General features: G+C 66.7%; 15 protein-coding genes. 3 read left to right on the forward strand and 12 right to left on the reverse strand.

Translation table 11 applies throughout. The annotated features are described in order from the left end of the window. Window positions 1-3: 3 nt before the first annotated feature. The 8 genes from GL279_RS06955 to GL279_RS06990 form a co-directional block, all read right to left on the reverse strand. Window positions 4-1,863: an amidohydrolase gene (locus GL279_RS06955; protein WP_211371270.1), complete on the reverse strand. Its 1,860-nt coding sequence runs from the start codon at window positions 1,861-1,863 to the stop codon at window positions 4-6. A gap of 121 nt (window positions 1,864-1,984) precedes the next feature. Next, complete coding sequence (locus tag GL279_RS06960) at window positions 1,985-2,662, reverse strand: YoaK family protein (protein ID WP_155063902.1); 678 nt, start codon at window positions 2,660-2,662, stop codon at window positions 1,985-1,987. A gap of 9 nt (window positions 2,663-2,671) precedes the next feature. Beyond that, on the reverse strand, window positions 2,672-3,025 hold the full coding sequence (locus tag GL279_RS06965) for a DoxX family protein (RefSeq protein ID WP_155063903.1): 354 nt from the start codon (window positions 3,023-3,025) through the stop codon (window positions 2,672-2,674). After that, window positions 3,009-3,314: a GNAT family N-acetyltransferase gene (locus GL279_RS06970; protein WP_155063904.1), complete on the reverse strand. Its 306-nt coding sequence runs from the start codon at window positions 3,312-3,314 to the stop codon at window positions 3,009-3,011. The genes GL279_RS06965 and GL279_RS06970 overlap by 17 nt, the downstream gene beginning before the upstream one ends. Window positions 3,315-3,388: 74 nt before the next feature. Then, window positions 3,389-4,075, reverse strand: coding sequence for a hydrolase (locus GL279_RS06975; RefSeq protein ID WP_155063905.1), 687 nt, complete (start codon window positions 4,073-4,075; stop codon window positions 3,389-3,391). 39 nt (window positions 4,076-4,114) lie between these two features. Further along, window positions 4,115-4,366, reverse strand: a complete 252-nt coding sequence (locus GL279_RS06980) for a DUF1427 family protein (protein WP_155063906.1) — start codon at window positions 4,364-4,366, stop codon at window positions 4,115-4,117. Between the two features lie 17 nt (window positions 4,367-4,383). After that, the gene (locus tag GL279_RS06985) at window positions 4,384-4,983 is read right to left on the reverse strand and encodes an alpha/beta hydrolase (RefSeq protein WP_155063907.1); all 600 of its coding nucleotides are present in this window, start codon (window positions 4,981-4,983) and stop codon (window positions 4,384-4,386) included. Window positions 4,984-5,095: 112 nt separating this feature from the next. Continuing rightward, on the reverse strand, window positions 5,096-6,028 hold the full coding sequence (locus GL279_RS06990) for a VOC family protein (protein WP_155063908.1): 933 nt from the start codon (window positions 6,026-6,028) through the stop codon (window positions 5,096-5,098). Window positions 6,029-6,144: 116 nt separating this feature from the next. On the opposite strand from GL279_RS06990, the gene GL279_RS06995 reads away from it, so the two are divergent. The 3 genes from GL279_RS06995 (at window position 6,145) to GL279_RS07005 (ending at window position 9,004) form a co-directional block, all read left to right on the forward strand. Then, window positions 6,145-7,050, forward strand: coding sequence for a LysR family transcriptional regulator (locus tag GL279_RS06995; RefSeq protein ID WP_155063909.1), 906 nt, complete (start codon window positions 6,145-6,147; stop codon window positions 7,048-7,050). A 56-nt stretch (window positions 7,051-7,106) separates the two neighbouring features. Continuing rightward, the gene (locus GL279_RS07000; RefSeq protein ID WP_155063910.1) at window positions 7,107-7,454 is read left to right on the forward strand and encodes a hypothetical protein; all 348 of its coding nucleotides are present in this window, start codon (window positions 7,107-7,109) and stop codon (window positions 7,452-7,454) included. Between the two features lie 68 nt (window positions 7,455-7,522). After that, complete coding sequence (locus tag GL279_RS07005; RefSeq protein ID WP_155063911.1) at window positions 7,523-9,004, forward strand: multicopper oxidase family protein; 1,482 nt, start codon at window positions 7,523-7,525, stop codon at window positions 9,002-9,004. A gap of 33 nt (window positions 9,005-9,037) precedes the next feature. On the opposite strand, the gene GL279_RS07010 is transcribed toward GL279_RS07005, so the two are convergent. Genes GL279_RS07010 through GL279_RS07025 form a run of 4 tightly spaced genes read right to left on the reverse strand, consistent with a single transcriptional unit; the run spans window position 9,038 to window position 12,985 of the window. After that, window positions 9,038-10,402 carry an MFS transporter gene (locus tag GL279_RS07010; RefSeq protein WP_155063912.1) on the reverse strand — a complete coding sequence of 455 codons (1,365 nt, stop codon included), beginning with the start codon at window positions 10,400-10,402 and terminating at the stop codon, window positions 9,038-9,040. Next, a complete protein-coding gene (locus GL279_RS07015; protein WP_211371271.1) occupies window positions 10,399-10,557 on the reverse strand; it encodes a DUF2474 domain-containing protein in 159 nt (52 codons plus the stop codon). The genes GL279_RS07010 and GL279_RS07015 overlap by 4 nt, the downstream gene beginning before the upstream one ends. Continuing rightward, complete coding sequence (gene cydB / locus GL279_RS07020; protein ID WP_155063913.1) at window positions 10,557-11,567, reverse strand: cytochrome d ubiquinol oxidase subunit II; 1,011 nt, start codon at window positions 11,565-11,567, stop codon at window positions 10,557-10,559. The genes GL279_RS07015 and cydB overlap by 1 nt, the downstream gene beginning before the upstream one ends. Before the next feature lie 2 nt (window positions 11,568-11,569). After that, window positions 11,570-12,985: a cytochrome ubiquinol oxidase subunit I gene (locus tag GL279_RS07025; RefSeq protein ID WP_155063914.1), complete on the reverse strand. Its 1,416-nt coding sequence runs from the start codon at window positions 12,983-12,985 to the stop codon at window positions 11,570-11,572. Window position 12,986 lies beyond the last annotated feature (1 nt).

Consider the following 12,986-nt stretch of genomic DNA (forward strand, 5'->3'; position numbering starts at 1 on the left):
GGCTCAGACCGCCCAGCAGCCGCAGCCAACGGCACCCCAGAAGCTGCGCGCGTCCAAGGCCGGGACATGGTCCGTAAGTGCTGCGGCATGGTCATGGCCATGCACCGCGCAGCCGGTGCCGCACCCGCAGGCGGCGGCGAATTTGCTGCGGTTGTCGTCCAGCGCGGCGGTCCTATAATAGCCGCCAAAGCGGGCGACGGGTGACCAGTCGGGCATCGGCGCGGGCAGCGCCGGCGCCAGCGGGCCAAAGCCACCCTCGCCATGCACCACCTTGCCGCCCAGCACCGTCAGCACCGCGCGCAGATGCACGATCTGATCCTCGGGGATCGCGAAATAATCATCCGACAGCAGCGCCAGATCGGCCAGCTGGCCGGGTTTGATCTGGCCCTTCTTGCCCTGCTCGTTCGAGAACCAGGTGTTGTCCACCGTCCACAGCCGCAGCGCGGTTTCCCGGTCCAGCCGGTTCGCCGCCGGATAAAGCCGGGTGCCGCCCAGCGTGGTCGAGGTCACCAGCCAGCTCAGCGAGACCCAGGGGTTGTAGCTGGCGACGCGGGTGGCGTCGGTGCCGGCACCGACCGGGACGCCCGCCTCGATCATCTTCCTGATCGGCGGCGTGTTTTCGGCGGCCTTGGCGCCATAGCGTTCGATGAAATATTCGCCCTGATACATCATGCGATGCTGCACGGCGATGCCGCCGCCAAGCGCGGCGATGCGGTCGATATTGCGTTCGCTGATGGTCTCGGCATGGTCGAAGAACCAGTTGATGCCGGTCAGCGGCACATCGCGGTTCACCTTCTCAAAGACGTTCAGCGCCCGGTCGATGGTCTGGTCATAGGTGGCGTGCAGCCGCCACGGCCAGCGGTTCTCGGCCAGCAGGCGGATGACCGGCTCCAGATCCGCCTCCATATTCGGCGGCATTTCGGGGCGCTCGACGCGGAAATCCTCGAAATCGGCGGCCGAATAGACCAGCATCTCGCCGGCGCCGTTGTGGCGATAGGTGTCGTCGCCCTGACCGGGGCTGACCTGTTTGACCCAGCCCGCGAAATCGGCCAGCTCTTCCTTGGGTTTCTGGGTGAACAGGTTGTAGCTGATGCGCACCGACATCTGGCCATCGGCATGCAGCTTTTCGATGATCTGGTAGTCATCGGGATAGTTCTGGAAACCGCCGCCGGCATCGATGACCGAGGTCACGCCCAGCCCGTTCAGCTCGCGCATGAAATGGCGCGACGAGTTCAGCGCGTAATCGGGATCAAGCTTGGGTCCCTTGGCCAGCGTCGCATAAAGGATCGTGGCATTGGGCCGGGCCAGCAGCAGGCCGGTCGGATTGCCGGCAGTATCGCGCAGGATCTCGCCGCCGGGCGGGTTCGGCGTGCTGCGGTCATAACCCACCACCCGCAAGGCGGCGGCGTTCAGAAGCGCGCGGTCGTAAAGATGCAGGATGAACACCGGGGTGTCGGGCGCCACCGCGTTCAGCTCGTCAATGGTCGGCAGGCGCATTTCGGCAAATTGCAGCTCGGTAAAGCCGCCGACCACACGCACCCATTGCGGGGCGGGGGTGCGCTCGACCTGCTCCTTGAGCATCCGCATCGCCTCGGCAAGGCTGGGCACGCCGTCCCAGCGCAGCTCCATATTGTAGTTCAGCCCGCCGCGGATGACATGGGTATGGCTGTCGATCAGGCCCGGGATCAGGCGGCGACCGCCGGCGTCGATGACGCTGGCCTTAGGGGCGGCGGCGCGCACCTCGGCCTCCGAGCCGACGGCCAGGAATGTGCCGTCACGGATCGCCACGGCCTCGGCCGCGGGATTCTGCCGGTCCAGGGTCGTCACCTTGGCATTGACGATGATCAGGTCTTTGTTCGGCATGGATGCCTCCTGCGCAAGACTGCGGGTTGCGGACAGAGGCGCCGTGACGGCAGCCCCTGCGAGGGTCTGGCGGCGTGCAGATCAGAGCAAGCCTGCCCCTTTCCTTGACAGCAAAGGCGGATCAGGCCGCCTTTGGCGCGGCGCGGTGGACGAGCAGACCGGCGATCGCCAGCACCGGCGGCAGGACAAAGCACCACACCCCCAGCAGCACAAAGGCCAGCGCCGCCAAGGCACAGCCAAACACAAAGGTCAGCACGGCAAGGCCGAATTTGGCGATCCGGGGCTTGACCGTCTCGGGCTTTTCCGGGGCGCGCGGGTAAAGCAGCGTCGCTAGGTCCAGCATGATCTGGGTGGTGGTGCCGGTCATCAGCGTCGAGGGCGGGAAGGCGCCCAGATGGATGCGATGCGCCGCGTTCTGCACCGCCATGGCGGCGACCAGCAACATGCCGACCTGAATCACCGGCCAGCCATCCGCATCGGGAAAGCTGCCGAAGTGGATCGCCGAGATGGCGGCGGCGCTCAACAGCAGGAACTTGACCACCAGCATGGCGCGCAGCGCCCGCTCGGGGGCGGCCGCGACCCGCAGCGCCACCGATTGCAGGATCAGGATGGTCAGGCAGAACATCGGCAGGGCCAGGAGCTTGCCGATGATGCCGGCGCTGCCATTGGCCAGGGCATCGCCGATCATCACGAGGTTGCCAGTGACATGGGCGGTGAACAGCCCGTGCAGCGACAGGAACCCCGCCGTATCGACATATCCGGCGTTGAAGCTCAGGATCATGGGAAGGTTCAGCTTCATGCCCGCCTCCTAGTCGCGGCTGGTCAGGTCGGTCAGGGCCACCAGCAGGAAGCCGCCGGCAAGACCCAGATGTTCGTAAAAGGAATTGGCCGCCATGAACCGGTCCTGCCCGGCGGGCATCTGCCAATAGCGCAGCGCGATGAAGCTCGCCGCCAGCGTGAAGGCACCCAGCGCCAGCGCGATCACCAGCACCGCAAACAGCGGCGCCGGCGACAGCCCGAAATGCGTCATCTCGCCGATGGCACCGGGAAAATCGGTCAGCTTGACCAGCCCGCCCTGAACATAGGCGGCGCACAGACCCAGCAGCGCAAGAAAGCCGAGGCCGCCGGCAATCGGGTGCCCGGCGTCAATTCTGGATGACATCGGACCATTCCGGGTGGCGCTGCGACTGGGCCCGGACAAAGGGGCACAGGGGAACGATGCGCTGGCCCTTGGCGCGGGCATCCTCGATCAGCCGGTTGACCAGCGCCGAGGCCGCGCCGGTGCCGCGCATGGCGTCCGGCACATAGGTGTGATCCGCGATGATCAGCGCATCCGACACTTTCGAGATCGTCAGCTCGCCCTCATCGGCGATGCCTTCGATACGGGCGACATAGCGCCCCTTGTGGTCCTGGTCCTGATAGGAAATCTGGACGATGGGCTTGTCGGTCATTCTGGCCTCCGCGGAAGGATGGTTGACGAAACATCGGATGGGAAGCCCGCGCGGACGCGGATTCCCCGGCGTGATCACTTGGCCGGGTTCGGGCCGATACGCTCGCCATGAGCGACACGCTCGTCGGCCTTGTGCACCATGGTATAGGCGTAATCGACGCCCATGCCGTAGGCGCCCGAATGTTCCCTGACCACGGCCAGAACCGCATCATAGGTCTCTTTGCGGGCCCAGTCGCGTTGCCATTCCAGCAGCACCTGCTGCCAGGTGACCGGGATCACGCCAGCCTGAAACATGCGGTCCATGGCGTATTTATGCGCATCGACCGAGGTGCCGCCCGAGGCGTCGGCAACCATGTAGATCTCGTAATCGGTATCATTCAGGCACGACAGCGCAAAGGTCAGGTTGCAGACCTCGGTCCACAGGCCCGAAACGACGATCTTCTTGCGGCCTTCGGCGGCACCTTTGGCCAGCGCGTCGCGCACGTTCTGATCGTCCCACGAATTCATCGAGCTGCGTTCCAGCAGCTTGTTTTCCGGGAATACGGCCAGCAGCTCGGGATAGGTATGGCCCGAAAAGCCCAGCGTTTCCACCGTGGTGATGGTGGTCGGGATGTCAAAGATCCGGGCCGCCTTGGCCAAAGCCACGACATTGTTTTTCAGCACCTGACGGTCGATCGACTGCACGCCAAAGGCCATTTGCGGCTGCTGGTCGATAAAGATCAGCTGGCTGTTCTGCGGGGTCAGGACTTCAAGCTTGGACATGGACTGTCTCCTGATGTCGGGAAGGGAATCGAATGCCCCTCAAAGGGCGGCATCATCCTTCGTCACCTGCCGGGCAGAGCCGATGGCGAAGGTCTTTTCATGCAGGCATACCTGCATGAAATTCTTGTGGCCCCTAAGCCATTGCACGCCCGCCTCGCCGGTGATCATGCCCAAAAGGCCCAGCAAGGCAATGATCGGCGGCGCGGGCGATTTGACCGAAAGGCCGGCATATAGCGCACCGACGCCGATGCCTGCGACCAGCGACAGGACATAGGGCTGAAGCTGGCTCATGGCCGGGTCTCGGCGGCTTATTCAGAGGCAAGAAAGCGATGCAGGGCGTTCAGCTCGGATGGCAGGATCTGATGGCCGCCGGCCTCGATGCGGCTTTCGACGCGCGCACCCTGCCGGCTGAACCAGTCAATCAGCGCCAGCGATTCCGGCAGCGGACAGATCGGATCGTTGCGCCCGGCGCTGATGAAAACCGGCCTGTCACGCAACCCCGGCTGCGGCGCGGGCACCCAGGGGATCAGCGGATGCAGCAGCGCGGCGCGGTCGAAAAGGTCGGGCTGCTGAAACAGCATCGCAGCCAGGATATTGGCGCCGTTGGAATAACCCAGGGCGAACAGCGGCCTGCCCGCGAAATCGGCCCGGACCTGTGTCACGAAATCGAGCATGGCGCGGGTGCGCAGCGCAAGGTCGTCCATGTCATAGACGCCCTCGCCGGTGCGGCGGAAAAAGCGGTTGGCGCCATGCTCCGAAACATCGCCCCGCGGCGCGACGATGCCGGCACCGGGCAGCATCCGGCGGACAAGATCCACGAACTGGTGTTCGTCGCCCCCGGTGCCATGAAAGGCGAGGACGACCGGCTTGTCGGGCGCGCCCTCCTGGCGAAAGCTGTGATAGGCCATGACGGTTGTTCCTTGCGTCGGGTTGGTCCCGGGCCGGGAATGGCCCGGGATCGGCATGTCGCAGCCCTGCCGGGCGCGGAGATCGCTGGCGGCCCTGCCGGGCGCGCGGGGATCAGTTGCCCAGCGGCACCAGCCCCTGCTCGATGCGCTGGCGCAGCGGCTCATAGCGCGAAGGCAGCTTCAGCGCCTGACCCAGATGCGCGGTATCCTCGTCACGGTCAAAGCCGGGCTCGTTGGTCGCGATCTCGAACAGGACGCCGCCGGGGGTGCGGAAATAGATCGCCCAGAAATAATCGCGGTCGATCACCGGCGTGACCTGATAGCCGGTATCCATTAGCGCCTTGCGCACCTCAAGCTGCGCGGCCCGGTCGGGCACGGCAAAGGCGATGTGATGCACCGAACCGGCGCCCTGACGGGCAAACGGCGTCTGCGGCAGCGCCTCAAGGTCGATGGTATCGGCGCCATTGCCGCCGGGGATGACAAAGCGGGTGACATTGCCCTCGGTCTCGGCGGGCTGATAGCCCATGAAGCCCAGCAGTTCGGCCGTGGCCGCCGTGTCATGCAGCCGCATCCGCGCACCGCTGAAGCCACGGATCGCCGCCTGTTCGGAAACGCCGCCGCCGGTCCATGCCGCGCGCGCGTCGCCGTCGATCTCGATCAGCGAAAAGCCGTCGCCATCCGGGCCCTGAAATTTCAGCCGGTCGGCGCCAAAGACCTTGTCGGCTTCCAGCCCCATGACGCCTTTCGCCCCCAGCCGGTCCTTCCAGAAGGCCAGCGCGCCCTTGGGCACCGAAAACTGGGTCTCGCCGACCTCGCCGACGCCGGGACGGCCGGGCATCATATGCGGGAAGGGGAAATAGGTCATCACCGTGCCGGGCGTGCCCTGCTCATCGCCGTAATACAGGTGATAGACGCTGGGCTCGTCGAAGTTGACGGTTTTCTTGACGCGGCGCAGGCCCAGCGTGTCGGCGAAGAACGCGTTGTTCTGCGGGGCGTCGGCCGCCATCGAGGTGACGTGGTGCAGGCCTTTGATCTGGTCGAGCATGGCTTTTGCCTTTCTGTGTCTGGCCGCGAGACTTGCGGGTTGCCCTGAAGATAGCCCAGTTGACTATTGATCAGAATAGCCGGAAATATTTCGAATGAATTGCGCAGGACGTAATAATGGCCATCCAAGGGTTGAAGGCGCTGCGGACCTTTCTGCTGGCCGCCGAAAAGCGCAACTTTGCGCAGGTCGCGCGTGAGCTTGACACCACCCCCGCCTCGGTGACGCGCACCATCGCCGCGCTTGAGGAAGAACTGGGGGTGCAGCTTTTCGTGCGCACGACGCGGCAGGTGGCGCTGACCACCGATGGCGCGGTCTATGCCGCGCGCATCGCCCCGGCCGTCAAGGCGCTGGACGAGGCGCGGCGCGAAATGCAGGACGCGCATAAATCCGACGAAGGCCGGCTGCGGATCAATTCGCCGATGTCCTTTGGCCAGCGCGTGCTGCCGCAGCTCCTGTCGGGCTTTCGCGACCTCTACCCCAGAATCGAGGTCGAGATTTCGCTGACCGACCAGTTTCTGGACATGGTCGAGGCCGATTTCGACCTCGCCATCCGCATTTCCGCGCCGCCCTCGGACAAGTTCACCATCTGGCGCAAGATCTGCGAGATCCGGCGCCTGCTGGTGGCCGCCCCCGGCAGCCCATGGGCCGGGGTCCGCCATCCCAACGAGCTGCCCGCCGATGCCTGTCTGGGCTACAGCAGCGAAAGCCGGCGCGAGACATGGCAGCTGGCCAATGGCGGCGTCAGCCTGACCATCTCGGCCGGGCGCGCGATCAGCGCCAACAATGGCGAGGTGCTGGCCAATGTCGCGGCGGATGGGGCGGGCGTGGCGCTGCTGCCGACCTTTATCGTGGCCGAGCATCTGCGCACCGGGCGGCTGGTGCCGATCCTGCCCGACTGGTGCCCGCCGCAGCTTTGGCTGACGCTGTATTACCCGCCCTATCAGAAGCTGCCGCCGCGCATCGCCACCTTTTCGGCCTTTTTCGAACGGCATATCCCGGCGCTGGTGACCTCGATCCAATAGTGGGGTCAGCGGCGCGGCCATGGACAGGCCCGGCGCCGCCGCCTATCCTCTGCGCCATGCTGTGCCGCCTCATCACCTTCATGACGATCCTGTGCCTGTGGATGGCGCCCGGCATTGCCGCGGACCATGCCATGGCCGCACCGATGGCCATGGCGGCCCATGACGCCCCGCATCATATCGCCCAGGACGGCACCGGCTGCACCTGCCCCGAGCAGGGCGGCTGCGCCAAGCAGGCGGCGGCCTGCGCATGGGCCTGCGCCGGCATCGCCGTGATGCAGCCGCAGCCAGCTGCCGCGCGCGGCACCCCGGTGCCGCGCCTGATGCACACCGCCCACGCCGGCGCGACGGCCAGCGGCCGCACACCTGCTCCCTCGGCCCGTCCCCCCGATCCGTCCGTCGTCTGAACCCGCGCCTTGCGACGCGAATCCCCTAGGATTTCGGACCGGGGCTCTGACCCCGACAGGAGACGGACATGACCAGATTCACCCGCCGCGGCCTCATGGCTGCGGGCGCTGCCGCTGCGACGGTGGCGATGTTGCCGCGCAGCGGCACGGCGCAACACGCCCCGGCCATGGCGCTGCGCGCCACCAGCCGGACGCTCGACATCGACGGCAAGGCCGCCACGGTCTGGGGCCTTTCCGGCCCATCCGGCCCCGGGCTGGTGCTGGCGCCCGGCCAGCGCTTTCGCGTCGATCTCAGCAACGACCTGCCCGAGCCGACGCTGATCCACTGGCACGGCCAGATCCCGCCCAACGATCAGGACGGCGTGCCCGACCTGCCGCGCCCGCTGCTGCAACCGGGCCAGACGCGCAGCTATGATTACGCGCCGCTGCCGGGCACCTATTGGATGCACGCCCATATCCCGCTGCAGGAAATGCGGCTGCTGGCTGCGCCGCTGATCGTGCACGCCCCCGAGGATGCCGCCGCCGACCGGCAAGAGGTGGTGATGTTCCTGCATGATTTCTCGTTCCGCAGCCCCGAAGAGGTGATGGCCAGCATCACCGGCGCCGCCCCCGCCGGGCATGGCGCGATCGGCCATGACATGATGGCGATGGGCGACAGGTCAGCGGGCGAAAAGACGATGCCGATGCCGGGCATGTCCATGCAGTGGATGGGCGACATGCCCGGCATGTCCGGCATGGCGATGGATCTCAACGATTACGACTGGGACGCCTATCTGGCCAATGACCGCACACTCTCGGACCCCGAGGCGGTGGCGGTCGACAAGGGCGGGCGCGTCCGGCTGCAGATCATCAATGCCTCGGCGGCGACGGTGTTCTGGATCGACACCGGCGCGCTGCCTGCGCGGCTGGTCGCGGTCGATGGTCAGGGGATCGAGCCCATTGCCGGCACCCGTTTCGGCATCGCCATGGCGCAGCGGCTGGATCTGGACCTGGATCTGGCCGGCGCCGGGGCATGGCCGATCCTTGCCCTGCGCGAAGGCGCACGCGAACGCACCGGCCTGATCCTTGCCACGCCGGGGGCGCAGGTGGCGCGGCTTGCACCCATGGGCGAGGCCCCTGCCCCGGCCTTCGACATCGATCTGGCGCAGGAATCGCGTCTAGTCGCGCGGGCGCCGCTGGCCGTTCGCGCCCCCGACCGCAGCCATATGGTGATGCTCGGCGGCACCATGCAACCCTATTTGTGGACCATCGACGGGCGGACATGGGCCGATCACCTGCCGCTTCAGGCGCGCTCGGGCGAGCGGGTCGAGATCATGTTCCACAACATGTCGATGATGGCGCATCCGATGCATCTGCACGGCCACAGCTTTCAGGTGGTCGCGCTGAACGGGCGGCGCATTGCCGGCGCCCGGCGCGACACCGTGCTGGTGCCGCCGATGATGTCAGTCACCGTCGCGCTGGATGCCGGAGAGGCGGCACGCTGGATGCTGCATTGCCATCACATGCCGCATCTGCAGACCGGCATGATGACGGAACTGGCGATCTCATGACCCGGCATGGCGGGCCTTGCGCAAAGGCCCGCCTTAGCCCCGCGCGCCGGGCCGCACCGTCATCCAGATCACGCCGGCCGCGGCCAGCGCCGCGGCCATCGCCCCCGCCATGGCCGGCGCGATGCCCGAAAGCCCCGCGGCCGAGGGCTCGATCATGCCGCTGAGCGCGGTAAAGCCCAGCAGCACCCCCGAGAACCGCGCCGTGGTGCTGATCCCCGAGGCCAGCCCGGTGCTGCCCGGCGGCATGGTCATCATGATCGCCTTTTGCGTCTCGCCGTTCATCGCCCCGGCGCCGGCGCCGATGACGAACAGCGCCGCAAAGAACAGCGGCCCGCCGGCCAGAGCCGCCGCCGCCGCCGTGCCAAGGGCGATGGTCGCAAGCCCCGCCAGCAGCATCCACCAGACCCCGATCCGCTGCGAGATCTGTGCCCCGACGCGCGGAAAGATCAGCATGGCCGAGGTAAAGGGCAGCATCAGCACGCCGATCTGCAAGGGCGTCGCCCCGGCCAGCACCCGCATCCCGATCGGCAATAACGAGGCCATCACCTGCGCGGTCGCGGCATAGGCGAACATCGCCATGACCGCGCCGACGACGCGGCGCTGACGATAAAGCGGGGTAACCCCCACCCCGGCCCGCCGCCCGCGCAGCCGCAGGACCAGCCCGGCCAGCGCCAGCGCCCCCAGCGCGCCCGCTGCCAGCACCTGAACATCGGCCCAGCCCGCCGACGAGGCCGCGATCAGCATCCATGTGCCGCAAAACATCGCCACCGCGAAGCTGAGGATCGCGACGGCATCCGGCGCCTCGCGGTCCAGATCGGCCGATTCCGTCGCCAGCGACCGGATCGCCAGCCCCAGCCCCAGACAGATCGGCACGTTCAGCAAAAACACCCCGCGCCAGCCGGAAAAATGCAGGATCAACCCGCCCAGCACCGGCGCCACCACCATGGTCAGCCCCATGATCGTGCCCCACAGCATCCATGCGCGGGCACGGGCCTGCGGCTCGGGGAAACGCTGGCCGATCAGCGCCAGCGCCGAGGCCAGAACGAACCCCATGGCCACGCCCTGCGCCGCGCGCGCCCAGACCAGCCAGCCAAGGCCGGGGGCCGCGCCCGCCATCAGCGAGGTCAGCGCCAGCGCGGCCAGCCCCCGGATCAGCACCCGCCTGCGCCCGCACAGGTCGGAAATCGCCCCCGCCGGCAGCAGGCTGGTGGCGAAGCCCAGAAAGAACGCGCTGATCAGCCAGCGCGTGCCGGTGGGGCCGGTGCGCAAGGCCTCGGCGATCACCGGGCTCGCCAGCGCCATGACATTGGTATCCAGAAGCGACATCGCGCAGCACAGCGACGCCGCGATCAACAGGCCCTGATCCTGCGCCCGCGCAGGGACGGATCCGGCGCTCACGCGGTCAGCCCCGCCAGTTGCATCACCAGCCGAAAGCCCAATGCGACCACACCCAGGCCGATAACGCTCAGCGCCCAGATCAGCGCCATCCAGCCCAGCCGGCTGCCCAGCGATCCTGGCGCCCGGCTGGTCATCTCCATACGGACAAGTCTCATCAGTGATACCCCTCACCGGCGCGGACCTTGCCGCGGAACACGTAATAGGACCATGCGGTATAGGCCAGGATCACCGGGATGATCAGCAGCGCCCCGACCAGAGCAAAGCCCAGGCTTTGCGGCGGCGCGGCCGCCTCGCGGATGGTGATGCCGGGCGGGATGATGTTGGGCCACATGCTGATGCCCAGACCGGAATAGCCCAGAAACAGCAGCACCAGCGCCAGCATGAACGGCGTCACCCCCGGATTGCCGCCGCGCAGCGCCCGCAAAAGCAGCCCGGCAGTCAGCACCACCAGCAGCGGCACCGGAGCAAAGAACAGCAGGTTCGGCAGGCTGAACCAGCGCGCCGCCACCTCGGGATGGCTCAGCGGCGTCCACAGGCTGACCACCGCGATCACCCCCAGCAGGGTCAGCAGCACCGGCCGCGCCAGCGCCACCATGCGGTCATGCAGCGCGCCCTCGGTCTTGATGATCAGCCATGTCGCGCCAAGCAGCGCATAGGCCACCAAAAGCCCCAGCCCGGTGAACACGCTGAACGGCGTCAGCCAGTCCATCGGACCGCCCAGAAAGCGCGCGCCCTCGGCCGGAATGCCGTTCATGAAGGCACCCAGCGACGCGCCCTGGAAAAAGGTCGCGACCATCGAGCCCACCATGAAGGCGCGGTCCCAGAACGGCTTGTGGTTCTCGTCGGCCTTGAAGCGGAACTCAAAGGCGACGCCACGCCAGATCAGCCCCAGAAGCATCAGTGCCAGCGGGATATACAGTGCCGACAGCACCACCGCATAGGCCAGCGGAAAGGCCGCCATCAGCCCGGCACCGCCCAGCACCAGCCATGTCTCGTTGCCGTCCCAGACCGGGGCGACGGTATTGACCATCACGTCGCGGTCGTGACGCCCCGGCACAAAGGGAAACAGGATCCCCAGCCCAAGGTCAAAACCGTCCATGATCACATACATCATCAGGCCAAAGGCGATGATCACCGTCCAGACGACGGGCAGGTCGATCCCCATGTTCAGATCTCCTTCAGGCCGGGCGCCGCCGAAAGCGGTCGGGCCGGGCGCGGCGCCGGGGCGCCATGATCGGCGGCATCGGTCCCGGGATCGGGCTCGCCCGCCTCGGGGCCCTTGCCGACCAGCCGCAGCATATAGCGCGTTCCCACGCCAAAGACGGCCAGATAGGTGACGACAAAGACCAAAAGTGTCACGCTCATCGTCAGGGCCGAATGGCCCGACACCGCGTCGCGGGTGCGCATGACGCCATTGACGACCCAGGGCTGGCGGCCGATCTCGGTCGTGTACCAGCCGGCCAGCAGCGCGATCAGCCCGGCCGGCCCCATGACGGTGGCAAAGCGCAGGAACAGCCCGCGATCATACAGCCGGCCGCGCCAGCGCCGCCACGCCGCCCACAGGCCCAGCGTCACCATCAGCATGCCGAGGCCAACCATGATGCGGAAGGTCCAGAACACCACGGCGACCGGCGGGCGATCCTCGGGGGCGAAGTCCTTCAGCGCCGGATATTGACCCTTGAGGCTGTGGGTCAGGATCAGGCTGGACAGGTTCGGGATCTCGACCTTCCAGCGCGTGGTCTCGGCCTTGGCATCGGGCCAGCCGAACAGCACCAGCGGCACGCCCTCGCCGGGGGTGTTCTGCCAATGCCCCTCCATCGCCGCAATCTTGGCGGGCTGATGCTTCAGCGTATTCAGCCCGTGCTGATCGCCGATCGCGACCTGCAAGGGCGCCACCGCCAGCAGCATCCACATCGCCATGGACAGCATCCGCCGCACCATGGCGTTGTCATTGCCGCGCAGCAGATGCCAGGCCCCGGCCGCACCGACAAACAGCGCGGTCGACAGATAGGCCGCCGTCACCATATGCGCCAGCCGATAGGGGAAGGACGGGTTAAAGATCACCGCCAGCCAATCCACCGGCACCACGACGCCATTGACGATTTCATAGCCCTGCGGCGTGTGCATCCAGCTGTTCGAGGCCAGAATCCACGTGGCCGAGATCATGGTGCCGATGGCGACCATCACCGTCGCCAGACAGTGCAGCCCCGGCCCGACCCGGTTCCAGCCAAACAGCATCACGCCCAGAAACCCCGCCTCGAGGAAAAAGGCGGTCAGCACCTCATAGGCCAGCAGCGGCCCGGTGATCGACCCGGCAAAGGCGGAAAAATAGCTCCAGTTGGTGCCGAACTGATAGGCCATGACCAGCCCCGAGACGACGCCCATGGCAAAGTTCACGGCAAAGATCTTGGACCAGAAATGGTAAAGATCGCGATAGACCGGGTCCTTGCGCCACAGCCACAGGATTTCAAGCACGGCCAGATAGCTGGCAAGGCCAATGGTGATCGCCGGATAGACGATGTGAAAGGAAATCGTAAAGCCGAACTGGATGCGCGCCAGTTCCAGCGCGGTCAGGCCGAACATG

This window comes from Paracoccus limosus, from assembly GCF_009711185.1.
GTDB lineage: Bacteria > Pseudomonadota > Alphaproteobacteria > Rhodobacterales > Rhodobacteraceae > Paracoccus > Paracoccus limosus.